The 23,888-nt window shown below is 34.7% G+C and carries 24 protein-coding genes; 10 read left to right on the forward strand and 14 right to left on the reverse strand.

Annotated features, from left to right (window positions below):
• Positions 1–64 precede the first annotated feature (64 nt).
• Together OGZ34_RS13600 and prmA are read right to left on the reverse strand one after the other, a co-directional pair.
• Positions 65–340, reverse strand: coding sequence for an ATP-dependent Clp protease adaptor ClpS (locus OGZ34_RS13600; protein ID WP_095381901.1), 276 nt, complete (start codon positions 338–340; stop codon positions 65–67).
• 122 nt (positions 341–462) lie between these two features.
• A complete protein-coding gene (gene prmA / locus OGZ34_RS13605; RefSeq protein WP_263360543.1) occupies positions 463–1,296 on the reverse strand; it encodes a 50S ribosomal protein L11 methyltransferase in 834 nt (277 codons plus the stop codon).
• 113 nt (positions 1,297–1,409) lie between these two features.
• Between prmA and OGZ34_RS13610 the strand changes: the two genes are divergently transcribed.
• Positions 1,410–2,546, forward strand: coding sequence for a hypothetical protein (locus OGZ34_RS13610; protein WP_263360544.1), 1,137 nt, complete (start codon positions 1,410–1,412; stop codon positions 2,544–2,546).
• Positions 2,506–4,848, forward strand: a complete 2,343-nt coding sequence (locus tag OGZ34_RS13615) for a hypothetical protein (protein ID WP_263360545.1) — start codon at positions 2,506–2,508, stop codon at positions 4,846–4,848. The genes OGZ34_RS13610 and OGZ34_RS13615 overlap by 41 nt, the downstream gene beginning before the upstream one ends.
• Positions 4,849–4,954: 106 nt before the next feature.
• Here the strand turns inward: OGZ34_RS13615 and tpiA are convergent, their stop codons facing one another.
• The 4 genes from tpiA to OGZ34_RS13635 all read right to left on the reverse strand — a co-directional run bounded on the left by tpiA (position 4,955) and on the right by OGZ34_RS13635 (position 8,435).
• Positions 4,955–5,707 (reverse strand): triose-phosphate isomerase, encoded by a 753-nt coding sequence (gene tpiA, locus OGZ34_RS13620; RefSeq protein WP_173966858.1) that lies wholly within the window; start codon positions 5,705–5,707, stop codon positions 4,955–4,957.
• 72 nt (positions 5,708–5,779) lie between these two features.
• Positions 5,780–6,274: a TlpA family protein disulfide reductase gene (locus tag OGZ34_RS13625; RefSeq protein ID WP_263360546.1), complete on the reverse strand. Its 495-nt coding sequence runs from the start codon at positions 6,272–6,274 to the stop codon at positions 5,780–5,782.
• 438 nt (positions 6,275–6,712) lie between these two features.
• A complete protein-coding gene (locus OGZ34_RS13630) occupies positions 6,713–7,813 on the reverse strand; it encodes a BT_3928 family protein (protein WP_263360547.1) in 1,101 nt (366 codons plus the stop codon).
• A gap of 79 nt (positions 7,814–7,892) precedes the next feature.
• Complete coding sequence (locus OGZ34_RS13635) at positions 7,893–8,435, reverse strand: DUF1599 domain-containing protein (RefSeq protein ID WP_173966861.1); 543 nt, start codon at positions 8,433–8,435, stop codon at positions 7,893–7,895.
• 252 nt (positions 8,436–8,687) lie between these two features.
• On the opposite strand from OGZ34_RS13635, the gene folP reads away from it, so the two are divergent.
• The 3 genes from folP to OGZ34_RS13650 are packed head-to-tail and all read left to right on the forward strand — an operon-like array spanning position 8,688 to position 10,823.
• Positions 8,688–9,542, forward strand: a complete 855-nt coding sequence (gene folP, locus OGZ34_RS13640) for a dihydropteroate synthase (protein ID WP_263360548.1) — start codon at positions 8,688–8,690, stop codon at positions 9,540–9,542.
• Positions 9,535–10,152 (forward strand): hypothetical protein, encoded by a 618-nt coding sequence (locus OGZ34_RS13645; RefSeq protein WP_263360549.1) that lies wholly within the window; start codon positions 9,535–9,537, stop codon positions 10,150–10,152. The genes folP and OGZ34_RS13645 overlap by 8 nt, the downstream gene beginning before the upstream one ends.
• Positions 10,153–10,190: 38 nt before the next feature.
• Complete coding sequence (locus OGZ34_RS13650; RefSeq protein WP_263360550.1) at positions 10,191–10,823, forward strand: hypothetical protein; 633 nt, start codon at positions 10,191–10,193, stop codon at positions 10,821–10,823.
• A 42-nt stretch (positions 10,824–10,865) separates the two neighbouring features.
• On the opposite strand, the gene rlmH is transcribed toward OGZ34_RS13650, so the two are convergent.
• From rlmH to OGZ34_RS13685, 7 genes are all read right to left on the reverse strand, one after another.
• Positions 10,866–11,339, reverse strand: coding sequence for a 23S rRNA (pseudouridine(1915)-N(3))-methyltransferase RlmH (gene rlmH, locus OGZ34_RS13655; RefSeq protein WP_026982293.1), 474 nt, complete (start codon positions 11,337–11,339; stop codon positions 10,866–10,868).
• An 84-nt stretch (positions 11,340–11,423) separates the two neighbouring features.
• The gene (locus OGZ34_RS13660; protein ID WP_173966865.1) at positions 11,424–11,726 is read right to left on the reverse strand and encodes an antibiotic biosynthesis monooxygenase family protein; all 303 of its coding nucleotides are present in this window, start codon (positions 11,724–11,726) and stop codon (positions 11,424–11,426) included.
• A gap of 187 nt (positions 11,727–11,913) precedes the next feature.
• Complete coding sequence (locus tag OGZ34_RS13665) at positions 11,914–13,329, reverse strand: amidohydrolase family protein (protein ID WP_263360551.1); 1,416 nt, start codon at positions 13,327–13,329, stop codon at positions 11,914–11,916.
• Between the two features lie 934 nt (positions 13,330–14,263).
• A complete protein-coding gene (locus OGZ34_RS13670) occupies positions 14,264–14,548 on the reverse strand; it encodes a GNAT family N-acetyltransferase (RefSeq protein WP_173966867.1) in 285 nt (94 codons plus the stop codon).
• A 6-nt stretch (positions 14,549–14,554) separates the two neighbouring features.
• The gene (locus OGZ34_RS13675; protein ID WP_173966868.1) at positions 14,555–14,950 is read right to left on the reverse strand and encodes an OsmC family protein; all 396 of its coding nucleotides are present in this window, start codon (positions 14,948–14,950) and stop codon (positions 14,555–14,557) included.
• 2 nt (positions 14,951–14,952) lie between these two features.
• Positions 14,953–15,834, reverse strand: coding sequence for a pirin family protein (locus OGZ34_RS13680; protein WP_263360552.1), 882 nt, complete (start codon positions 15,832–15,834; stop codon positions 14,953–14,955).
• A gap of 379 nt (positions 15,835–16,213) precedes the next feature.
• Positions 16,214–17,314, reverse strand: a complete 1,101-nt coding sequence (locus OGZ34_RS13685) for a DNA alkylation repair protein (RefSeq protein WP_263360553.1) — start codon at positions 17,312–17,314, stop codon at positions 16,214–16,216.
• A gap of 193 nt (positions 17,315–17,507) precedes the next feature.
• Here OGZ34_RS13685 and nadC point away from each other — a divergent pair, with 193 nt between their 5' ends.
• From nadC to priA, 5 genes are all read left to right on the forward strand, one after another.
• Positions 17,508–18,365 carry a carboxylating nicotinate-nucleotide diphosphorylase gene (gene nadC, locus OGZ34_RS13690; RefSeq protein ID WP_263360554.1) on the forward strand — a complete coding sequence of 286 codons (858 nt, stop codon included), beginning with the start codon at positions 17,508–17,510 and terminating at the stop codon, positions 18,363–18,365.
• Positions 18,366–18,496: 131 nt separating this feature from the next.
• Positions 18,497–19,420, forward strand: coding sequence for a YihY/virulence factor BrkB family protein (locus tag OGZ34_RS13695; RefSeq protein ID WP_173966872.1), 924 nt, complete (start codon positions 18,497–18,499; stop codon positions 19,418–19,420).
• Position 19,421: 1 nt separating this feature from the next.
• Positions 19,422–19,853 carry a DUF2147 domain-containing protein gene (locus OGZ34_RS13700; protein WP_070908556.1) on the forward strand — a complete coding sequence of 144 codons (432 nt, stop codon included), beginning with the start codon at positions 19,422–19,424 and terminating at the stop codon, positions 19,851–19,853.
• A 17-nt stretch (positions 19,854–19,870) separates the two neighbouring features.
• Positions 19,871–20,611 carry a subclass B1 metallo-beta-lactamase gene (gene bla-B1-FLAV / locus OGZ34_RS13705; protein WP_263360555.1) on the forward strand — a complete coding sequence of 247 codons (741 nt, stop codon included), beginning with the start codon at positions 19,871–19,873 and terminating at the stop codon, positions 20,609–20,611.
• A gap of 90 nt (positions 20,612–20,701) precedes the next feature.
• Positions 20,702–23,152 (forward strand): replication restart helicase PriA, encoded by a 2,451-nt coding sequence (priA, locus tag OGZ34_RS13710; RefSeq protein ID WP_263360556.1) that lies wholly within the window; start codon positions 20,702–20,704, stop codon positions 23,150–23,152.
• Here the strand turns inward: priA and OGZ34_RS13715 are convergent, their stop codons facing one another.
• On the reverse strand, positions 23,153–23,851 hold the full coding sequence (locus OGZ34_RS13715; protein ID WP_173966876.1) for a LytR/AlgR family response regulator transcription factor: 699 nt from the start codon (positions 23,849–23,851) through the stop codon (positions 23,153–23,155).
• Positions 23,852–23,888: the final 37 nt, after the last annotated feature.

A 23,888-nucleotide genomic window follows, 5' to 3' on the forward strand; every position in this document is an offset into this window, starting at 1 on the left:
AAAAAAAAGATTCTATTTTATTCAAATATAGAATAAAATAGAATCTTTTTTAAATTATTTGTAATTAAACAATTTCGGCGCTTAATCCGGCTTCCAAAAGTTGTGTACATTGCGGTTTTAACTTGTCCATAGGGCCTGTTTTTACAGTGCATTTCCCGTTGTAATGTACAATCAGGGAACATTGTTCTGCTTGCTCCGGCGTATGGCTGCAAACACGCATTAAGGTGTCAATTACATGATCAAAAGTGTTTACATCGTCGTTGTAAACAATGATTTCATTATTGAAACCCGTCGCTTCCTTTTCGCGAACTCTTTCTCTTACTTTTTCTTTAGTACTCATTTTTTTACGTTTTTGTACTGTTGTGAATTACTAATTTTTTTGGCACATAGTACACAGATTAATCAAAATTTAAAAAATAAAATAAAACCTGTGAACTGTTTAATAAACAGATAATTAACTATCTAATTTACGTATTTTAATGAAACCCAGTTATTTCTTTGAAACTTTTTAACATAAGTTAAACCTTTTTCGGTGCAGGAAGCATCGATAAACGGAATGTCTTCTTCATAAAAACCGCTTAAAAGCAGTATTCCATTTGGATTTAAACATTCAACATAACTTTGCATATCGTTCAGCAAGATATTTCGGTTAATGTTGGCAATGATTAAATCGTATTTTTTTCCGGCCAATAAAGCAGCGTCGCCTTCATAAACGGAGATGTGTTTGCAATTATTGCGTTCGGCATTTTCGATTGAATTAAGGTAACACCAGTTGTCGATATCAATCGCGTCGATTGGCTGAGCACCTTTCATTTCGGCTAGAATTGCTAAAATTGCAGTTCCGCAACCCATATCCAGCGTTTTCAAACCTTCAACATTAATTTCCAGTAAATGTTGGATCATCATGTGTGTGGTTTCATGATGTCCTGTTCCAAAACTCATTTTGGGTTCAATTACAATATCAAATTCAGCATCCGTTTTCTCGTGAAAAGGAGCACGAACATGGCATTTTCCATCTACATCAATGGCTTCAAAATTCTTTTCCCATTCTTCATTCCAGTTCACCTGATCGATTTCTTCAATCGTATATTCGATTTTAAATTCTTCAGATTGTAAAATATAAATGTCGTCCAGAATATTCTCGTCCCATAAATCTTTTTTTACAAAAGCCGAAATTCCGTTTTCAGTTTCTGTAAAAGTCTCAAACGCTTTTTCGCCTAATTCAGCAATTAAAATTTCTGAACCCGGTTCTTTTGGTTCAACGGTAAAATGGTATCCTAAATATATATTCGACATAAATAATTTTTTTGCAAAGGTAAGAATACAAAGCAGAAGTTGTTCATAAATAATCTACATCCTTACCTTAATTAATGTTAATTTTGATTAGAATTTGTAAGGATTTTAAAAATATGAAGAATATCATTTTTATTTTGCTCTTTGTGGTACTTAATGGAGCAACTTGTGAAAAGGAACATGAAGTTGTGCGATCGTTTTGTTATTGGAAAACAGATTTAAATTTCGAAAATACAGAAGATTCTTTAATCAGAGATTTGAAGGTAAAACACTTATACGTTCGTTTTTTTGATGTCGATTGGAATCCTTATGCAAAAGAACCTTTGCCGGTTGCGACAATTTTGGATGTGAGATTAAATGAAAGCAATCCTGAAATTACTCCAAGTATTTTTATTACCAATGAAGTGGTTCTACAATCCAACAAGAAACAACTGGACAGTCTGGCGGCAAGAATTGCAAAGCGCATTGAACAGGTTGGAACAAAAATGAACGAGGCAAAGGCCGAGAAAACTGCCAGTGCGATTGTTTATCCAAAGGATTATTACAAACAGGAAAACCGCAAGCAGTTGAATTATGATTCGGTAAAATCAATTGAAATGGTCAAATTAAAAGTGGATTTCAAAGAAATTTTGATTGATTGTGACTGGTCGGAAAAATCAAAAGACAATTATTTTTATTTACTAAAGCAAATCAAGAAGAAATATCCCGCTACTCCGGTTTCGGCTACCATTAGACTTTGGCAGTATAAATATGCTTCAAAAGCGGGTGTTCCGCCAGTGGACAAAGGTTTGTTAATGTGTTACAATATCACAAAGCCGGAAGAATTTACTACCAAAAACTCTATAGGAACCAGCGAAGAATTAGCACAATATATAACGCATGATAAATATCCGTTAAAGCTTGATATTGCTTTACCATTGTACAGTTGGGCAGTGGTTTTTAGAGGAAATCAGTTTAAGGGAATTTTATCAGATTACGATAGGATTCAAAGTGATACCATTAAATTAAAAAAAATGTCAGATTCTAAGTATTTGCTGCAGGACGATATTTTGGTTGGACAGACTTATTTGAGAAATGGCGATGAAATCAGAATCGAGAAAATTTCAGAAAACGAACTTGATAAGATGATCTCGATTGTAAAGAGCAAAATTCCAATTGACAATCAGACCAAAGTGACGTTTTTCTCTTTTGATAAAAAATACATCAATGATTATGGAATCCAAAATATATCCGGTTACTATGCGCGTTTTTAGCAGTTTACTTTTTGTTTTAAGTGTCCAGGTCTCTTTGGCCTGTGGATGGAGTGTTTCGCCGGAAACCAGCAGGTTAGTTTTGTTCAAAGCACAAAGGGAAGGTTTCTTTAAGCTGACACCCTTTTATTATTCGGCAGATAATTATTATGCAACCAATACCGTTTCAGGGGTTGATCAGGAGTTGAATTGTATAGAATGGACAAAAAAACTGGGCAGCCAGGTCAATCCAAAAGACGTACACGTTATTTTGTACGAAACAGATGCCGAGACATTTGAAACGGCTTATGAAACCAGGTCACTAAAAAAGGTTTTTGAAAAGAATAGTTTTATTGAAGCGCTGGTATTATCTAGAAATAAAGCACTCTTACACTATATTTTGTTTGCTAAAAAATTGGAGTACAACAGCAATACCGATGTAAAATGGGAGTCCTGGGACACCGTGAGCTATGATAGTAAAGATCATAAACTAGCTGAGGTTGGAGATTTTGAAAAGAAAATCAGGACTGCAAGAGACCCCTTTTTAAAGCAGCGTTATGCCTTTTTAATGTTGAGGTATAGTTTTTATGCTTCTGATAAGGAAGAGGTAATTCGTTTGTATGATACTTATTTCACAGATTATAAAAACACTATTCTAGAGCCCTGGGCTTTGTATTATAAGGCTTTATGTATTGAAAATTTGCCTTTGCAGAATTATTTGTTGAGTAAAGTTTTTGCTTCCTGTGAAGAAAAATCGTTTGCTGTTGTACAGCATTATAACTGGAAATTGACCACAGAGACTTTGGCATTGGCTCAAAATGACGAGGAGCGAAGTGTGATTTTGGCTATTGAAAGTTTACGCAATCCCGCACCGGATTTGAAAACGATCCAGGAAGTGTATAAAGGGAGCCCGAATAGCTTGTATTTGAGTTTTTTGATTGGAAGAGAAGTTAACAAACTCGAAGACTGGATTTTTACCCCTATGTATACCAATGACGGAACCCCTTCGGTTGTTTTTGATAGTACCAGCTGGTACGAAAATTACGCGAAAGCAAAAGATGAAAATTTTAATAAAGACATTTTGTACTTAAGAGAGTTAGAGTATTTTCTAATTTCTATCCGGGAACAGACCTCGGGAGAGCAAAAAGACTATATCACGGCGGCAATTGCCCAACTTTGTTTTATTGATGACGATATTGATTCGGGGAAAAAATATACCAACATGATTTCTGATAAAGCCAATCCTTCGATACAAATGCAGAAGAATATACAATTGGCGTTGGTTTCTTTAAAGCAAGATGATTTGAAGAACGAAAAAGTTCAAAACCAGCTTTTCCAATACTTTGATTCCGCAGAAAATCTGATAGAAAAGGACCATGGGGTGTTTAAGAATTTATATAGTTTGTACCGAATTGCCAGTGCCGATTTTGCCAAACAAGGCGATCGTGTCACAGCGGGTTTGTTAGCTATGAAGTCGGATATTAAAAACGAAGGAGAATATTCTGCATACGGCGGGACACCTTATTATTACAATTATATTGGTCATTTTGACAGGAATAATGCTACTACAGCTGATGTAGACCGTTTGATAGCGCTACAGGAGAAAAAAGATAAAACACCTTTCGAAACCTATATTTGTTTAGGGACCATGGCGCCAAATGTCAATTATTATAGAGACCTGAAAGGAACTATTGCATTCCGAAATAATGATTTAGAACTGGCTTATAAAACTTTTGCGAGTATGCCACAAGATTTTTGGGAGAAAAACTACGCGTATAAAGATTATTTGAATGAAAACCCATTTCTGCCTAAAATCCTGCAAACGGCAGAAGAACGTAAGTTTAATTATCGTTTTAATAAGACCGATTTTATAGCGCAGCTGATTCAGTTAAAAAAACAAAATACGGCCGCAAGCAATCTGAAACTGGCACATGCCTATTTTAATGTTTCGTATTTGGGGAATTCCTGGATGATGACTGCTTACGACTGGACATCGGGAGCATCCTATGTGGATTATGTGTATGGGGACAATTCAGAAAATGAAAAGAAATATCAGAAGGGCAATTATTATAATTTAAAGATGGCCAAAATGTACTATGAAAAAGCTTTGAAGATGTCTAAAAACAATAACGAAAAAGCTTTGGCCAGTTTAATGATTTTTGAATGTAATTATTACGATCATTATGCCAATTTAGTTTCGGCGGAAGAAGAAGAGAAGAACCCGTTTAAAGCAGGGCAGGAGCTGTTTAATTTTTATTCGGTGTATCGAAAAACAACCGCTTTTCAAAAGTACAATTGCCCGCTCTTGAAAGCATATCTTAAGTAAATTAGGAAAGAGTTGATATAAAAAAAGCGTTCTTATGAACGCTTTTTTTATAAGGTACTAAGCAATTAGAGTATTTAATTATCTAATTACCTAATTATCTCATTATCTAAATAGCAGTAACAATAGCTAAAAAGTCATCCGCTTTTAAAGCAGCTCCTCCAATTAAACCTCCGTCTACGTCTGGTTTAGAGAAGATTTCTTTAGCGTTTTCCGGTTTAACAGAACCTCCGTAAAGAATAGAAACTTCGTCAGCGATATCAGCTCCAAATGCTTTGCGAACTACCTCTCTGATAAATTCGTGCATTTCCTGTGCTTGCTCCGGTGAAGCAGTTTCTCCTGTTCCAATCGCCCAAACTGGCTCATAAGCCAAAACAATTTTAGACCATGATTCTTTTGCAATGTGGAACAATCCGTCACGCAATTGATTTTCAACAATATTAAAGTGATTGTCTGATTGACGATCTTTTAATTCTTCTCCAAAACAGAAAATTACGGTCATGTCATGTTTCAGGGCAGTGTCTACTTTATTAGCAATTAAAGCATCTGTTTCGTGAAAAATTGCTCTACGTTCAGAGTGACCAAGAATTACCGTATTAACCCCTACACTTGTTAACATGTCAGCAGAAATTTCTCCTGTAAATGCACCACCTTCAGCCTGGTGAACGTTTTGCGCAGCAACACCAATAGTTGTGTTTTTTAATTTAGCTACTGCAGCCTGCAAATTTACAAAAGTTGGTGCTACAATTACTTGAGCAGTAGTTTTTGCAGGTATTTTAGCAATTAGTTCTGTTAATAGTTCCTCAGTTTGTGGGGCGTTTTTATGCATTTTCCAGTTTCCTGCAACAATCTTTTTTCTCATTTTGGTAGTTTTTATTTTTTTGCTTTTATTTTTTTGAAATGTATCATTGCAAGTGCAATTGATGTTGAGGTTTTATTTTAAACCTTTTAAAGTTTCATTGATTTTATCAAAATCTTTTTCAATGGCGCGGTAGAGCACAATTTTTCCTTTTTTGTCTACAATGATGTATCTTGGAATCCAGTCTAAGTCAATTGCTTTTCCGAAGACACCTTTCATACCGTCGTTCATCATAAAATGATCGCCTTTTAACTCGTGTTTTTCGATTCCTGCTTTCCATTTATCCGCAGTTTTATCTGCTGAAAGGAATAAGTACGAAACTTCAGGATTATTGGCTTGTAACTCTTTTAAGTGTGGCATCGCTTTTACACAGTCACCACACCAGGAAGCCCAAACTTCAATGACCAAAGTTTTACCTTTGTATTTTTTTAAAATGTTTTTGAAAGCAACCTGACTTCCATCAGTTGCTAATAATTTTTCAGACAAAGCTTCTTTAGAAAAACTCGTTTTCTGCGCTTGTGAGCATGAAAAAGTAATAAATGCAATAAGGATTAGCGTTATTTGTTTCATAGTGGTAAATGATTTTGAACAAAGTTAAACAAACAATTCGAAAGCCAAATGGAGATTAACAAAAATTGAAGAGTCGTTTGTTTTATCACAAATGTGTCGATTTCGGTTAGAAAAAGAGGAATGAAATCGTAATAGTTGGGGCAATAGACTTCAAATCGGAGTGGATTTTTGGGAATAAATCTTTAAGAAAACCAAAAAGGGAAAACTTTTTTTCAAAAGAGTATGTTTTTGACGGTTAGAAAACGTCAGATTGGATCAAAATAAAGTCTCCTGTAAACTCTGATTTAGAAGATATTCTTCGCTTTATAAAATGCAAATTTTGAAAACGTTTAGATGTTTTTGAGCACTTGTTCAAAAGGAGTAAAAAAGAAAAGTCCACAAAGTGATGAAACTTTGCGGACTTTGTAAATTCTTGTAATCTTGCGATTGAAGCAAGGTTTATAACTTTAAATCGTCAACATCATTATAATGTACTTTTTGAACTACAGTTCCTTTTTGAAGCACTACAATACTTGGATTGGCTCTTTCGATTGTTTTTAGAGTAGTTGCATCACAGAAATAGAAATCAACATCTAAACCGTATTGTTTTTTGACTTTTGCAATTTCATCAGGACCCGAAGCCGTCATTGCAATTACTTTATAGCCTTTTGTTTTAGCTTCTTTGTTTATACCTTCCAGTTTTTTCATTCCTTCAGGATTAGAAAGTGTTAAATCATAGGTCACAAATATTAATAATTTAGGTTCTTTAAGCAATTCTTCTTTGTAATCAGAATCATCTTTAGTCATCGTAAAATCATGAATTGGCGGTACATAACCTTCTGTAATGACTTTGTCCTTTCGGTCTACAAACGTAGCACCTTCCGGAATGTTCATCAGGTCTTTTTCCGAGAATTCTTTGTCAACACCGTTTACTTTGTAGATAAAAATCATTTCAACAACCGACTTTGGAGCACCTTCAGGAATTTCCATTCCCTTCTCTATATTACTTCCTACTTTGTACGGACGGAAATCTTTGATCGGATTGTGGTTGAGTACCCAAACAGCCATGATAACACACAAAATTATGCTTATCAAAGTTAGAATATTGGTAATAAATTTTGAAAATAAAGGTTTTACTAATTTTTTATTGATGAACAATATCAGAATAAAGAAAAGTAAAACAATATCTTTTGTGAAAGATTGCCAAGGGGTTAAGTGTAAAGCATCTCCAAAACATCCACAGTCTTTTACAACATCAAAATAAGCAGAGTAGAAGGTAAGGAACGTGAAGAAAACGATTAATAGCAACAAAGCCCAGATCGTAAGTTTTGATTTGTATCCTACCAATAACATGACACCCAAAACCACTTCAAGAATCACTAAAAAGATCGCTAATCCTAATGCCAATGGCTCTAAAAAAGGCATATTGAAAACCGGCTCGCTAAAATATTCGGCTAATTTGTAAGAGAATCCAACGGGATCGTTTAGTTTGATTAATCCAGAAATAATAAATAATACTCCGACAAATAATCTTGAGAATTGGGTAATGATGTTTTTCATAGGGAAATAGTTAAGTTAAAACTCCAAATTTTAAGTTCCAAAATTTTGCTGGAAAGTTGGAATTTATCTATTGAAATTTCTATTTGTTTATAGGATTTAGAATTAAGGCAAAAACCGAATAATTAATCATATCCTGATAATTGGCATCAATACCTTCAGAAACCAGGGTTTTACCTTTATTATCTTCGATTTGTTTTACGCGAAGTATTTTTTGCAGAATCAGATCCGTCAGAGAACTTACGCGCATGTCACGCCAGGCTTCACCGTAATCATGGTTTTTGGCTTCCATTAACTCCTTAGTCAGTTTAATTTTAGCATCGTACAATTCAGTTGCTTTTTCAACATCTAAATCTGGTTGATCTGCAACTCCAAGTTCTAACTGAATCAAAGCCATGATAGAATAATTGATAATTCCGATAAATTCTCCTTTTTCGTCTTCATCAACTCTACGGACTTCATTTTCCTGTAAGCTTCTTATTCTTTGTGCTTTTATGAATATCTGATCGGTTAACGATGGCAATCTTAAAATACGCCATGCACTGCCATAATCTTTCATTTTGTTAATAAACAAAGTACGGCAAACCGTAATTACATTATCAAATTCAAGGGAAGTATTCTTCATTTATTGCTGTATATTTGCTAAAAATTTCTTCAAAAATAAGGATAATTTTTTAAGAGTTTCAAGTTTCGGGTTTTCTTTGTTTCAAGTTTTTTCTAAACAAAGTGTTAATACCAATAATCTGAAAGTTGAAAAGAATGTGAAAAGTTTCAGGTTTCAGGTTCGAAGTTTCAGGTTGGCGCAGATTGTGTAAGTTCCGCAACCAGAAACCTGAAACAAAGAAAACCAGAAACCTGAAACAAAAAAATAAAACAAATGACAATTAATTGTAAAGGCCGGCTTATCGATTTGTCGATTCCTAAAGTAATGGGGATTTTGAATGTGACATCCAATTCTTTTTTCGACGGAGGAAAATATAAAAATGAAGATGAAATAGTCGTACAGGTTGGTAAAATGCTTTCTGAAGGCGCTTCATTTATTGATATTGGTGCCTATTCGAGTAAACCAAGTGCTGAGTTTGTAACAGAACGGGAAGAGATTAACCGTATCGTTCCGGCGATCGAATTGATTCTAAAACATTTTCCGGAAACCTTATTGTCAATTGATACTTTTAGAGCCGAAGTTGCCAAAGCGAGTATCGAAAGCGGTGCAGCTATTATAAACGACATTGCAGCAGGCGAATTGGACGATAAAATGTTCGAGGTGATTGCTCATTACAATGTGCCTTATATTATGATGCACATGCGTGGAAACCCGCAAACAATGCAAAGTCTGACACAATATGATGATATTGTAAAAGAGATGCTTTTCTATTTCTCAGAAAAGGTAAAAAAAGCTAGAAACATTGGAATCAATGATTTAATCTTAGATCCGGGTTTCGGATTTGCAAAAACAACCGAGCAGAATTTTGAAGTTTTACAAAAAATGGAGCTTTTTAATCTATTGGACTTGCCTGTTTTGGCGGGTGTTTCGAGAAAATCAATGATTTATAAAACATTAAATAATACTGCTGCCGAAGCTTTAAACGGAACAACAGTTCTGAATACAATTGCTTTGACAAAAGGTGCTAAAATACTACGCGTTCATGATGTGAAAGAAGCGTTGGAATGTGTGACTTTGTTTGACAAAATGAGTGTGAACAATATTCTAGTGGAGAAAAAGAATGATTAAGAATTTATTGTGTTTAGTTTTTATTGGAATTTGTGCAGCAAGCTGTGCTAATAAAGATTCATCCGGTCTAAAAAGGAATTATAGCGAAAAGATCAATGAAATTAAAGAGTTGAAAGAATATTTTAATAAGATAGTTCCAAAAAACTATATCGTTAGAATAAGATATAACGATTCAGATGAAATTGATTTATTTGTTTACGAACCAACAAATATTCCAGGTAAAACAGAATTATTATTTCAGGAATGGAATGTTGATTTTGAAGATTATGTTGCATCTAAAAAGTCTTCGTATTATGATGGAAAAACAAAATCATTAGAAGAAGTTAAAAAGAAACTTAAATGGAGTAATGCAACCTTTATTAAACTTTACGATAAACTAGAGAATGTAAATTGCATTGGAATAACAAATGGAAATCCTACTGAACTAGAATACGGTTTTAGAGGAATGGGAGTTTTAAGTTATTTGATCTTTGATACTAATCTAAGCAAACAGGAACAAAAGGTGAATTCGGATGATTGTTCTAAAATGTTTTATAAAGATAATATTGTATTTGCATTTAGTTCTGGAGCGATTGGGAGTTTTTGCATACCTGATTTTAAAAGAAAATAACAATTTATAAATTGGTTAATTTAAAGTAATATAAAAACATGAAATACTTTACGCTGATTATTGCTTTCCTACTTTTCTCCTGTGGTAAAAAAGAAGACGTTTTGCTTCCAAAATCCAATGTTACGATTGTAAAAGACGTACAAGACCTTTCACCCGTTTACATTTTCTTTAAAACTCAGGGAAAAGATACTATTGCCAATGTAAACCGAAAAAATAGCATCATTTCGACCAATTGGATTTTCAATATTGACAAGCGTCTGCCTTTAAAATTGGTCATTCCGGAAGTAATGAAATTACAAGAGAAAAAGCGAGCCGACAGCGCCCATAAAAACGAAAACGCCGAAAATTATTATTCCTATGCTGATTCAATTGGAAAGAATCTGGCTTTTTTGCCTTTCACGAAAGTGTATTACAAAATGGAGAAACCAAAATTTGGCGTAACAGTTTATTTTAAAAAAGACAACTCAATTTTAGTAAATGGAGTATTGGTTCAAAAAGAAAAATTACAAGATTATCTTGATAATATACCCTGTGATAAACCGAATAAATATATATTTTCTTTTGATAAAGATTTAAATTACGGAAGTTATATCAATAGTAAAATTCTAATGAGAACCTTAAAATTTCCTTTTCCGGTACTGAATCTAACAGACGATGAATTCGTCTTTTAACTTGAATTCGATTAAACCATTAAACAAATTAACGATTAACCTTTACTGATGATGATAAGGCTCGTTTCTTAAAATAGTAAATCCTCTATACAATTGCTCTATAAAAAATAAGCGTACCATTTGGTGGGAAAACGTCATTAGCGAAAGCGATATTTTCCCCTGTGCTTTGCTGTAAACAGTATCAGAAAACCCATAAGGGCCGCCAATCACAAAAACTAAGGTTTTGATTCCGGAATTCATTTTCTTTTGTAACTCTTCAGAAAAACCAACGCTAGAGAAATTTTTACCGTTTTCATCCAGTAAGATCAGCTGATCTGTTGGTGAAAGCTTGGACAGAATCAATTCGCCTTCTTTTTCTTTTTGTTGGCTTTCAGATAAATTCTTGACATTTTTGATATCCGGAATAATCTCCAAATCAAATTTGATGTAAAACGACAGACGTTTGGTGTAATCATCAATCAAAGTTTGAAGCGATTTGTTATCTGTTTTGCCAATGGCGATAAGTTTGATATTCATTTGTTTGTTTTTTTGCCACGAATCACACGAATTAATCCAAATTTTAAAATAGAAAAATCCACATAAACCGTTTATTCTGTGAGCTTATTTTTTATTCTCAAATACCGTTTCAAAATGTTCTACAACAGGAAATGGCTCGTAGTAATGATGCAGCATCTTTTTCCACTCTAAGTATGCTTCAGAAGTTCTAAAACCAACGGTATGGTCTTCGAGCGTATTCCAGTCGACCAGCAAAAGATATTTGTTTTCGACTTCAAGACATTTCTCCAAACGATGGCCCAGATAGCCTTCAATCGACGAAATATATCGACTTGCGTTCGCAAAATCGGTTTCAAATTGAGTTGCCAGACTTGGTTTTACATAAAGAAAAGCGGCTTCAAGGATCATACTTATAATAATTTTATTTGCTGAATCTGCGGAAAAAAAATACTCTCGCAGATTGCTTCGTCTGTTCGCTATCGCTCGGGTTAGCTGATCAGGCAGATTTGTTTTGATTTTTTGACATAAAAATCGGCATTAATCTGCTTGAATCAGTTTAAAATCTGCGTGCGATTTTTACACAGATTGAAGTAATTTAGTTTTTAGAAAATTTATCTTCAAAAGTTTTAAACCTTGCATCCAGATCTTTCAATAATTGTTTTTTTACAGAGTCATCCTGAATAAAACTGTAATTGATACTGTTGTAGACATATTGTTTTATCGTGGCATACGAAACATCCTTGTATCTTTTGGCTAATAAAACATATTGCTCCGTCATATTTGTTCTTAGAATTCCTGCATCATCCGTACTGATTACGATTGGGACATTAAATTCTTTGTAAAGAGTAAACGGGTGACGGTTTTCTTTTACCTTTAAAATGAATTCATTACTGGTTAGATTGATCTCAATTGGAATATTATTTTTTGCCATGTTACGCAACAAATCATAAGAGTTTGCTTCATAAGCGATATCGACACCATGTCCGATTCTATTCGCACCCGCGATATAAATAGCGTCATTAATATGCCAGGTTAAATCTTCTGGCTGAACCAATCCTAAAGTTAATTCACCGGCATGAAGTGTATACTTTACAGCAGGAAACTTAGAATTACAGTATTTAAACATCACCATGTGCAACCAATAATCTTTCATCGAATTTTCGCCGTGTTCCGGTGAAACAATATTTACGCCTGCAACCAGTTTACTGCTGTTGGCAGAGATAAATGCGATGGTCAGGTTTTTAAATAAATCGACAGGATCCATAAAACGCAACACAAAATTCTGATAGCGCATCGTAAAACGCTCATCGTCAATTTTCAGGTCTTTGTGCAGTTTAGCGATAAAATTAGTATTGAAATCTACAGCATACTTCTTGGCTTCTTTTTGTTCAAGTGATTTGTACAACTCGTCTAAAAGTTTAAGTGTCGCTTTTTCGTCCTTTTGAGTTGCTGCCTGACGTAATTTTGAATTAAAACCAGCCAGGTCAGAAACATTCATATCACACGGAATCGTTGATAATTGGGTTTCAATATAACTCACATTTTCAGCCAGAGCACGTTTTTTTAATTCCAACATTCCTTCGGCAAAATGACCTTTAATAGTAGGTTCGAATTTTTGAAAAGAGTCAAAAAACAAATCATCAGAAGGTACAGAACCATTATAATCTTTTGCAGACCAGGTTTGCATAACCTGTTGTTGGTAGTGATCTAGTTTGCCTTCTTTTTTTAGAGAAGAGAAGGTCTGCCAGTTTCCTTTTTCGGGTTTTGTTTTAGAGACTTCCATAGTTTCTAAATTCAGATAAAAGTCTTCTGCAATCGCTCTTTCCAGAAGAGGTTCTGCATAAATTGATCCGGAAAAATGATGGTGTAAATCACCGCCTTTTGGCATTTGTTGAAAGAAAGCTGTTGAGAGAGCTTCGTTATTTCTAATTTTTTCTAAATAACTGTCAGCTGTTTGAGAAAAGCCGATTTGTGCTATTAAAATACAGAAAAGTGTAATTATCCTTGTCATACTCTAAGTTTAAATTACATGCAAATATACGAGTTTCTGCCGAGATTTAAAAATTGATTTCGTTGTGTTATTTTTTTACCGCCAAGAGCGCAAGGTTTTGATATGTGCTAAACTTTATATAAACGCAAAGTTCGCAACGCTTTACCTAAAAAATATTTTGCGGACTTTGCGTAATTCTTTGCGAGCCTTGCGGTTCAAAAAAACTTCTTAAAAGATTTAGGTTACGCTCTGCTGGAGCAGATTTTGGGAATAATTTTTACCGCAAAGAGCGCAAGGTTTTGTTATTTGCTAAATTTTATATAAACGCAAAGTTCGCAACGCTTTACCTTAAAAATATTTTGCGGACTTTGCGTAATTCTTTGCGAGCCTTGCGGTTCAAAAAAACTTCTTAAAAGATTTAGGTTACGCTCTGCTGGAGCAGATTTTGGGAATAATTTTTACGGCCAAGAGCGCAAGGTTTTGTTATGTGCTAAATTTTATATAAACGCAAAGTTCGCAACGCTTTACCTTAAAAATATTTTGCGGACTTTGCGTAATTCTTTGCGAGCCTTGCGGTTCAAAAAAACTTCTTAAAAGATTTAGGTTACGCTCTGCTGGAGCAGATTTTGGGAATAATTTTTACCGCCAAGAGCGCAAGGTTTTGTTATGTGCTAAACTTTATATAAACGCAAAGTTCGCAACGCTTTACCTTAAAAATATTTTGCGGACTTTGCGTAATTCTTTGCGAGCCTTGCGGTTCAAAAAAACTTCTTAAAAGATTTAGGTTACGCTCTGCTGGAGCAGATTTTGGGAATAATTTTTACCGCCAAGAGCGCAAGGTTTTGTTATGTGCTAAATTTTATATAAAGGCAAAATTCGCAACGCTTTACCTAAAAAGAGTTTGCGAACTTTGCGTAATTCTTTGTGTGCTTTGCTGTTAAAAAACTTAGCACCTTTAAGAAAAAAGCACATCATGAATTTCGTCCACCTTATCAAAAACACTTTTTGCAAAAGGACAAAGCGGGATAATTTTCAGGTTATTAGTTCGGGCGAATTCTACTGCGGCCATTACGAGTTTTTTACCAACGCCTCTTCCGTTAAAATCTTCATTTACTTCTGTATGGTCGATGATGAATTTAGAATCGCCTGCCCAGGTATAGGTCATTTTTCCGGCTTGTTTTCCGTCTTCTACAGCTTCAAAATAGCCTCTTCTTGTATCGTTTATTTGTTGAATTTCCATGATGTGTTATATTAATGTGGTTTTAATTTCTATTGAATTTGTTAGTGTTTTATGTATCGGGCAGCTATTGGCAATCGTTTCAAGACGTTGTCTTTGCTTATCATCTACTTCGCCGATAATTTCAATTTTTCGGGTAAACAAGGAAACTTTTTGATCCAGATCCCTTTCAAAATCTACTTTGATCTTGATTTCTGTGACATCCCATTGCTTACGATTGATATACATTCGAAGTGTTATCAAAGTACAGGAGGCTAAAGAGGAGGCCAGTAGTTCTGACGGACTAAATCCTAAATTTTTGCCTCCCATTTCCTGCGGCTCGTCGGCAATTACAATGTTTCCGCTGGCAGATGTTATTTCTGTGCGATATAAACGGGTGTCGATTTGTGCTGATAGTGTATCCATAGTTATCGCATTTTAGGGTCAGGTAAAGGAACAAAATCCGTTTCGCCCGGAACTTTAGGGAAGGTCTGTTCTGTCCAGTCTTTTTTTGCTTTTTCGATTAGGTTTTTATCTGAAGAAACAAAATTCCAAAAGATAAAATGTTCTTCAGGAAAGGGCTGTCCTCCAAAAATATAAACCGTTGTGTTCTCGGCGATTTCAAATTCACATAATGTACTGTCGTTGGTAATTAGAATTTGTTTTGGATCGTAAACATGCTCTCCGCTTTTAATACTTCCTTCGAGAATGTACAAACCGCTTTCGCCGAATAAATCTTTTCCAATGTTAATTTTTCGGGCTTCCGTGCTTTTAATCTCAATAAAATAAAGCGGACTATAAACCGGAACAGGTGATTTTTTACCAAATGCTTCTCCTGCGATTAATTTATACGAAACACCATCTTCTTCCCAGCTCGGAATGTCACTGGCTTCTACATGTGTAAAATTGGGATCCATTTCTTCCAGTTCTTTAGGTAATGCCACCCAAATTTGAAGACCGTGAAGCATCTTGTCAGAATGTCTTAAATATTCAGGAGTTCGTTCTGAATGTACGATCCCTTTTCCGGCTGTCATCCAGTTTACGGCACCGGGTTTTATTTCCAGTTCGGTACCCAGACTGTCGCGGTGCATAATGCTTCCTTCAAACAAAAAAGTCAAAGTAGAAAGTCCGATGTGCGGATGTGGAGGGACATCCATATTTTGATATTGATTTAGATGCGCAGGTCCCATGTGATCGATAAATACAAATGGTCCAACCGCTCTTTTTTCACGGAAAGGCAGTAAACGGCCTACCATAAAATTGCCAATATTGGCAGCGCGTTCTTCGATGATTAAACTGATATTTGACATGTTCTTCGTTTTAGTTGAAAGCAAAATTACAGCTGTAGTTGTAATCTGTAACTTAATTTAGATTAAGAAAGTTTGTTTTTGGTATTCTTTATAAAAGTAAGGAATAGAATTAAAAAAGATTTGATTTGAATTGAAAAAGAACACCAATTACACCAATTTTCACGAACTAATTTTGTGTAATGATTGAACGCATAGAAACATAGAACCCTAAATTGGATGCGGAGGAAGGTTTAAGAAAATCAAGATTTTTTCACAAAACTATGAGTCTTATTTAAAATGAAATGACTTTATATGTACAATCAAAAACTATGTTTCTATGTGTTTAAAAATTTACTCAATCAATTTGTGTTAATTTTTCTAATTCGTGTTCTTGTGTTAATCATTCAATCAATTCAAAATCGAGTGTTTCGCTTTCAGTTCCATTGATAATAATCGATAACTGATGTTTTCCGGTATGAAAAACACGTGTTGTAATGATTTTGAACGATTGGTTTCGCTCTACTTTAATGGTTTCATTTGGGAGATAAATCTTCTCACTAATTTTAAAGACTTTTTTTGCCAGATGCCCTTTCGCTTTTCTATAGTGAACAGCATATTCTAAACGAATCGTTTTCGGTTCATTATTTTTATTGTTCAGATGAAAGTGAAACTGCAGATAATCTCCAATTTTTACAATTGGTGTTTTGATTTCGAAAGAAGAAAGTTCAATATTGGTACTTTCCAGTCCATAATAACTTAGGATTTCAGGATGTCCCTGTTTTAGTAAAGTACGACAGCCGTGTTTGATAATTCCGTCAGTTTCTTTGCTGTAACCTTTCCAATTACGGGCAATTTTTAAGACGATTTGCGGATTATCTTTTACAATATCGTTCAGGTTATTGGCGACGCTTCGACGCACATATTCCGAAGGATCATTTTTAAGGTTCTCTAAAATAGGGAGAATGGAGGCAGGGTCTTTTTTTAGATACGGAATTGCCATAGCCCAAGGTAATCTTGACCGGCTTCCTTCGCTGGCCAATCGGCGAACATGATGGTTTTCGTGCAGGGACCATTTGGTCATTTCGTCGGTCATTTCTTCTTTGTACTTTAAAATGAAAGGACGAACGGCAAACTCACAGCTTATAAATTGTGTGATCGAAACGAAGGCCTTTGTCGAAGTTTTAAAATCATCCAAACCATACATTTCGATATAGTCTGCAAAGAAAATAAAGGCGAGATTGCTATCTGTGAAGCTGTTTTTCTTTAGATTTTCAATGATTTTATCAAGTAAAGAAATGGCTTCCGGAAAATTCTGAGGCATAAACTGGTGCAAAACAACAGTGGTATGTTTCATACGGTCTTTCCATTCTTTTTGACCAAAATCACCTTCATAAATAGCCTCAATAAATTTATGTTTATCGAATGTTGGATGTACTTCTGCTACGGCCTGACCAAATTTTTCGTAAAAAGCAACCGAGTATATGTCTTTAATTAATCCCATGGTTTTGTTTGAATGAACCTCAAAGGTATTTATAGTTCTTTAATTTTTTGAACGATTAATGGATTAAGTTTAGTTAGGAATGAACACTTAATCTTTCAAACTTTTTTAATGGTTTGTACATTTTAAAATCAAAGCTAAGCTTTCAAATCCACAAAATATATCCTACTTTAGCATCTCATAAAATTTAAGAAAAATGATTAGCGAAGTACAGTTTCAAGACGAATTACAACTATTGATCAGTAATGCAATTCGGGAAGATGTAGGCACGGGAGATTATAGTTCTCTGGCTTGTATTCCGGACACGGCACACGGGCAGGCTAAATTATTAGTTAAAGATCAGGGGATTATTGCAGGTGTTGCCTTGGCGAAAATGGTTTTTGAATATGTAGATCCAAAATTAAAAGTGAAAACTTTTATCGAAGATGGAACTCATGTAGAATACGGTGATGTGGTTTTTGAAGTTTCGGGAAGTTCTCAGTCTATTTTGAAAGCAGAAAGAGTTGTCTTGAATACCATGCAGCGTATGTCGGCAATTGCTACCAAAACAGATCAGTATGTTCAGTTACTGGAAGGAACCGGAGCTAAAATATTAGATACGCGTAAAACGACTCCAAATTTCAGGGTTGCCGAAAAATGGGCAGTAAAAATCGGAGGAGGAGAAAACCATCGTTTTGCCTTGTATGATATGGTTATGCTGAAAGACAATCATATTGATTTTGCGGGTGGAATTACACTTGCCATCAAGAAAACCAGAGACTATTTAGCAGAGAATGATTTAGATTTGAAAATTATAGTCGAAGCCAGAAATTTAGATGAGATTCGCGAGATTCTTTTGAGTGAGGGAGTTCACAGAATTCTAATCGATAATTTTAATTATGAAGACACTAAAACGGCTGTGCAATTAATTGGTAAAAAATGCCAGACAGAATCTTCAGGAAATATCAACGAAAAAACGATTCGTGAATACGGACTTTGCGGTGTAAACTATATTTCGTCTGGAGCTCTAACGCATTCTGTTTACAATATGGATTTAAGTCTGAAGGCTTTTTAAGTGAGTTGTGAAATGTAAAATGAAAAATGTTAGGTGTGAAATGTGAGTAAATAAAGGCATAGCTTGTGTAAATTTAATTATCGAGTATCTGGCAATTTAAGAATCTAACTATCTAAAAATCTAAAATAAATATGTCAAAAGAGATAGAAGACCGGATCGACAAAATTCCGGTTGTGCGATCTGTAGTGTACTTTTTTAAGAGAATAAAATTGCCCTGGCTGGAAGGTTTTTCGTTGTATGATTTGCTTGAAATGTATACGATTGGTATTATTGAAGGAGCATTTTCGTATCATGCGAGCGCTGTTTCGTTCAGCTTTTTTATGGCTTTGTTTCCTTTTGCGTTATTTATTTTAAACTTGATCCCTTTTATACCTATTGAAGGATTTCAACAGGATTTTTTACAGTTTGTACAGCAAGGCGTTCCTCCAAATACATACGATGCGATCAGCAAAATTATAAGTGATATTTTAAACAATAGTCATTCCGGTTTATTGTCATCAGGTTTTTTGCTTTCGATATTTTTAATGGCGAATGGTATTAATGGAATATTGAGTGGTTTTGAGTCTTCGAAACATGTTTTTGATAAGCGTGGTTTTTTAAGCCAGTATTTGGTGGCGCTGGCGATTTCGCTTGTGATGACCATTATATTGTTTGTAACAGTGGCAACCATTGTTGTTTTTGAGGTCTTTATTCAAAAAACAATCATTCAGGATGTGTTGAGTGATCGTATTCCGCTGATTATTTTAGGGAGGTATTTGTTTGTTATTTTAATGATTCTGATAACATCTTCAATTTTATTGCGTTATGGTACGAAGCAGTATAATAAAGTGCCTTTTATAAGCATTGGGTCTGTTTTTACAACCATTTTAATTGTGATATCTTCATTCTTTTTTGGGATTTGGGTTATAAAATTCTCAAAATATAACGAACTTTATGGTTCGATTGGTACATTATTAATTCTAATGTTTTACATTTGGATAAACTGTATGATTCTGCTTTTGGGATTTGAATTGAATGCCTCTATCAGAAAATTAAAACAAAAAAAAAATAAATAATATGAAAAATTGGATGTTAACGATTGGTGTTTTTTTTCTAACATTAGGCACAATTCAAGGTCAGGGTGTAATTGGAAAATGGAAAACAGTTGATGATGAAACTGGTGAAGCTAAATCGATTGTAGAGATTTATGAAAAATCAGGTAAAGTGTATGGTAAAATTGTAGAAATACTTCGCGAAAACCACAAAAAGGACTTATGTACTAAATGTGATGGAGCAGATAAAAACAAGCCAATTCTGGGGATGGTCATTATCAACGGACTTAAAAAAGACGGTTCTGAATACAGTGGAGGAACAATCTTGGATCCAACAAACGGGAAAAAATACAAATGTTATATTGCATTAGAATCTGCGGATAAACTTAAACTTCGTGGTTATGTTGGTATTTCTATCATGGGAAGAACACAATATTGGAGTAGAGTGAAGAATTAATTTCAAAAAAAAATAAAATGCGAAAATTAGCATTGATTGTTTTAGTCCTGGCACAGCTATCCAATAGTTTTGCACAATCTAAGAATTCGCCATTACAAATAAGTCATCTTACGGGTGACTTTTATGTTTATAGGACGTTTCATGAATATAAAGGAACACAGATTTCGGCAAATGCCATGTATCTTGTTACAGCGAAAGGAGTTGTATTGTTTGATGCTCCCTGGGATAAAACACAGTTTCAGCCTTTGTTGGATAGTATAAAGACAAGGCATCATAAAGAGGTTATAATGTGTTTTGCTACGCATTCACATGAAGACAGGGCAGGAGGTTTGGAGTTTTACCGAAAAAAAGGAATCAAAACCTATACAATAAAACTAACAGACGAAATTCTGAAAAAAAACAAAGAAGAAAGAGCGGAATTTGTTATTCCAAATGATACTCTATTTACGGTAGGTAAATATACTTTTGAGGTTTATTACCCGGGAAAAGGTCATGCGCCTGACAATATTGTAGTTTGGTTTAATAAAGAAAAAGTGCTTTACGGAGGGTGTTTTATTAAAAGCGCCGAAGCAAAAGATTTAGGTTATCTGGGAGATGCAGACGTGAAAGAATGGCAGAAATCTATTTTGAGAGCGCAGTCGAAATTTAAAAACCCAAAATACATTGTTACAGGTCATGACGATTGGAAGGATTTGACCTCTTTAAAGCATACACTCAAACTGGCGCAGGAATACAACGGGACTAAGGTTGCTAAGTAATAATCTGTTTTTGCTGTATCAAAGAGTTACAGTTGTTAAGATTTGGTTTTGGAGCTAAATCGTCATTTATAAATTCTATAAAATATTTACATGTTTTTTGTTGAAGTCGTTTTGCCGCTTTCTCTGGCTAAAACTTTTACGTATCGTGTTTCTGAAGCTGAATTTCATTTTATTAAAAAGGGAATGAGGGTTGCTGTACCATTTGGTAAAAGTAAAATTTATACAGCATTGGTGATTGATCTGCATCAAAACGAACCTGGCTTGTATGAAGCCAAGGAAATTCATGAGATATTAGACGAGAAACCGATCGCAACCGAAGTTCAGATTAAACACTGGCTTTGGGTAGCGAATTATTATATGTGCGCTATTGGGGATGTGTACCGTGGCGCTTTCCCAAGTGGATTGTTGTTGGAGAGTGAAACTATTATTTCGTATAAAGTGGATGCAGTAGTGGATCAAAATGAACTTTCGGACGATGAGTTTTTGGTTTATGAAGCCCTGCAGCAACAAAGTTCTTTAAAGGTTCAGGAGATTATTTCGATGTTAAATAAGAAAAATATTCTTCCTGTTCTTCAAAAAATGATTGCCAGAAACATTATTGTTTTAGAAGAAGAGATTAAAGAAGGGTACAAGCCAAAACTGGTCCGTTATGTGAAATTGCACGCTAAATACGAATCGGATAATGGTTTAGGCGAATTGTTGGAGGTTTTAAAAAATGCCAACAAACAAAAGGAAATTGTATTGGCTTATTTTCAGATTATGGCGTCTGAGAAAAAGCCGATTACGGTAAAAAAACTGGTTGAGGTTTCAAATTCAACTTCGGCTGTGGTTAAAGCGCTGATTGATAAAGAAATTTTTGAAGAGTATCTTTTGCAGCAAGACAGAGTTTTGTTTACGGGACAAACAACTGATCAGCAATTATTGTTGAGTGAAGCGCAGGGAAAAGCCTTTACTGCTATCAAAGAGAATCTTTTAGAAAAAGAAGTTTGCCTGCTTCATGGTGTTACCTCAAGCGGAAAAACAGAAATTTATATTAAGCTTATTGAAGAGTATCTTGCAACCGGAAGACAGGTTTTGTATTTGTTGCCGGAAATTGCTTTGACCACACAATTAGTTTCCAGATTAAGGCTTTATTTTGGAGATAAGGTGGCGGTTTTCCATTCTAAATACAGTAATAATGAAAGAGTAGAGGTTTGGAAGCAGACACTTGAAAATTCGGAGAAAGCTCAAATAGTAATAGGGGCTAGGTCGGCATTGTTCCTGCCTTTTGATAATTTAGGGTTATTGATTGTTGATGAAGAGCACGAGCAGACTTTTAAACAGACAGATCCTGCACCGCGTTATCATGCCAGGGATGCAGCAATTGTTTTGGCTAATTTCCATAAGGCAAAAGTATTGTTAGGTTCGGCGACACCAAGTATTGAAACCTATTTTAATGCACAGGCAGATAAGTACGGTCTGGTGTCACTTACTGAGCGTTACAATAATGTTCGAATGCCGGAAATTGTTCTGGTTGATTTGAAAGACAAGCAATTTAGAAAAAGAATGACCGGGCATTTTAGTGATCTTTTAATTGAGGAAATTGCAGAGGCTTTATCTTTGGGTGAACAGATCATTTTGTTTCAGAACAGACGTGGATATTCACCTATAATAGAATGTATGACTTGTGGTCATGTACCACATTGCCAGCAGTGCGATGTAAGTCTGACCTTTCATAAACATAAAAATCAGCTGCGTTGTCATTACTGTGGTTACTCTATTGCAAAACCAACGCACTGTCATAGCTGTTCAAGTATCGATTTGACCACTAAAGGATTTGGTACGGAGCAGATTGAACAGGAACTGGTCACTCTTTTTCCTAAAGCTAAAACCGGACGAATGGATCAGGATACAACCCGAGGAAAGTATGGTTTTGAAAAAATAATTGATTCTTTTAAAAATCGTGAAATTGATATTTTGGTCGGTACACAAATGCTGGCAAAAGGACTGGATTTTGATAATGTAAGTTTGGTTGGAATTATGAATGCGGATAATATGCTGCATCATCCGGATTTCAGAGCTTTTGAACGCAGTTATCAGATGATGACGCAAGTCGCGGGAAGAGCCGGAAGATCAGAAAAACAAGGGAAAGTTGTAATTCAAACCTATAATCCAAATCATAACACGATTCAGCAGGTTACCAATCATAATTATATAGGTATGTATAAGGAGCAATTGTATGATCGTCAGATTTACAAATACCCGCCTTATTTCAGAATTATAAAACTAACTTTAAAGCATCGCGATTTTGATAAGTTAAAAGAAGGGTCTATGTGGTTGTATCAGGTTTTAAGCCAGAATTTAAATATGCCGGTACTTGGACCTGAAGAACCTGCAATCAGTAGGATAAGGAATGAGTATATCAGAACCATTCTGATCAAGATTCCGCAGAACCTGCATTTGGTAAATACTAAAAAAACTATTCAGAAAATGCTGAATAGTTTTGAAGCTGTGGCTCAGTACAGAGCTATAAAGGTTGTTGCAAACGTTGACTTTTATTAATTAAGACGACGTTGATAATGCTTTTACTAAATCTTCTTTTTTGTTTCGGCTGAGCGGAATTTTGGTAATACCTATCTCGGCAAATTTACTGTTAAAGCGTTCTACTTTATCAATGTTAATAATATAGGACTTATGTACACGAATAAATTTTTCTTTTGAAAGGTCATTTTCAAAAGATTTCATAGTCGAAAGTACCAGATTGCTATCGTCTTCGGTAACCACTCTTACATAATCACCAAAAGCTTCTATCCATTTGATTTTTGCTGTGAATATTTTGAGCTTTTTAAGATTGCTTTTAATAAATATGTGTTCGCCTTCTTCTTCTTTGATATCTTTTTTTAGTAAATGCATATCAATAGCTCTTTTTACAGAGGCATTAAAACGATCTACGGCAATAGGTTTTTGAAGGTAATCGGTAGCGTCATAGTCAAATGCTTTTAAAGCATATTCTGCTTTAGAAGTAATGAATATAATTTGAGGCTTAGATTTTAGCCCGTCAAGAAAGTCAAACCCATTAATAACGGGCATTTCTATATCAAGAAATATTAAATCGATATTATTTAGAGAGATACAGCTTTTTGCCTCTATTGCATTAGAAAAATCCCCGATTAAATGCAAACCTGGGTGATTATTAACTAATTTTGCAATAATAGTCCTTTGTATAGAACTATCATCTACAACAACACAGTTTAGTTTCATAACATTAAAATTTAGAATAAATTCAGGATAGCAATAG

Source organism: Flavobacterium collinsii (assembly GCF_946903285.1).
GTDB lineage: Bacteria > Bacteroidota > Bacteroidia > Flavobacteriales > Flavobacteriaceae > Flavobacterium > Flavobacterium collinsii.

Coding starts and splice junctions, on each gene's coding strand:
- OGZ34_RS13600 (WP_095381901.1), bottom strand. CDS start 340: ATGAGTACTAAAGAAAAAGTAAGAGAAAGAGTTCGCGAAAAGGAAGCG.
- prmA (WP_263360543.1), bottom strand. CDS start 1,296: ATGTCGAATATATATTTAGGATACCATTTTACCGTTGAACCAAAAGAA.
- OGZ34_RS13610 (WP_263360544.1), top strand. CDS start 1,410: ATGAAGAATATCATTTTTATTTTGCTCTTTGTGGTACTTAATGGAGCA.
- OGZ34_RS13615 (WP_263360545.1), top strand. CDS start 2,506: ATGGAATCCAAAATATATCCGGTTACTATGCGCGTTTTTAGCAGTTTA.
- tpiA (WP_173966858.1), bottom strand. CDS start 5,707: ATGAGAAAAAAGATTGTTGCAGGAAACTGGAAAATGCATAAAAACGCC.
- OGZ34_RS13625 (WP_263360546.1), bottom strand. CDS start 6,274: ATGAAACAAATAACGCTAATCCTTATTGCATTTATTACTTTTTCATGC.
- OGZ34_RS13630 (WP_263360547.1), bottom strand. CDS start 7,813: ATGAAAAACATCATTACCCAATTCTCAAGATTATTTGTCGGAGTATTA.
- OGZ34_RS13635 (WP_173966861.1), bottom strand. CDS start 8,435: ATGAAGAATACTTCCCTTGAATTTGATAATGTAATTACGGTTTGCCGT.
- folP (WP_263360548.1), top strand. CDS start 8,688: ATGACAATTAATTGTAAAGGCCGGCTTATCGATTTGTCGATTCCTAAA.
- OGZ34_RS13645 (WP_263360549.1), top strand. CDS start 9,535: ATGATTAAGAATTTATTGTGTTTAGTTTTTATTGGAATTTGTGCAGCA.
- OGZ34_RS13650 (WP_263360550.1), top strand. CDS start 10,191: ATGAAATACTTTACGCTGATTATTGCTTTCCTACTTTTCTCCTGTGGT.
- rlmH (WP_026982293.1), bottom strand. CDS start 11,339: ATGAATATCAAACTTATCGCCATTGGCAAAACAGATAACAAATCGCTT.
- OGZ34_RS13660 (WP_173966865.1), bottom strand. CDS start 11,726: ATGATCCTTGAAGCCGCTTTTCTTTATGTAAAACCAAGTCTGGCAACT.
- OGZ34_RS13665 (WP_263360551.1), bottom strand. CDS start 13,329: ATGACAAGGATAATTACACTTTTCTGTATTTTAATAGCACAAATCGGC.
- OGZ34_RS13670 (WP_173966867.1), bottom strand. CDS start 14,548: ATGGAAATTCAACAAATAAACGATACAAGAAGAGGCTATTTTGAAGCT.
- OGZ34_RS13675 (WP_173966868.1), bottom strand. CDS start 14,950: ATGGATACACTATCAGCACAAATCGACACCCGTTTATATCGCACAGAA.
- OGZ34_RS13680 (WP_263360552.1), bottom strand. CDS start 15,834: ATGTCAAATATCAGTTTAATCATCGAAGAACGCGCTGCCAATATTGGC.
- OGZ34_RS13685 (WP_263360553.1), bottom strand. CDS start 17,314: ATGGGATTAATTAAAGACATATACTCGGTTGCTTTTTACGAAAAATTT.
- nadC (WP_263360554.1), top strand. CDS start 17,508: ATGATTAGCGAAGTACAGTTTCAAGACGAATTACAACTATTGATCAGT.
- OGZ34_RS13695 (WP_173966872.1), top strand. CDS start 18,497: ATGTCAAAAGAGATAGAAGACCGGATCGACAAAATTCCGGTTGTGCGA.
- OGZ34_RS13700 (WP_070908556.1), top strand. CDS start 19,422: ATGAAAAATTGGATGTTAACGATTGGTGTTTTTTTTCTAACATTAGGC.
- bla-B1-FLAV (WP_263360555.1), top strand. CDS start 19,871: ATGCGAAAATTAGCATTGATTGTTTTAGTCCTGGCACAGCTATCCAAT.
- priA (WP_263360556.1), top strand. CDS start 20,702: ATGTTTTTTGTTGAAGTCGTTTTGCCGCTTTCTCTGGCTAAAACTTTT.
- OGZ34_RS13715 (WP_173966876.1), bottom strand. CDS start 23,851: ATGAAACTAAACTGTGTTGTTGTAGATGATAGTTCTATACAAAGGACT.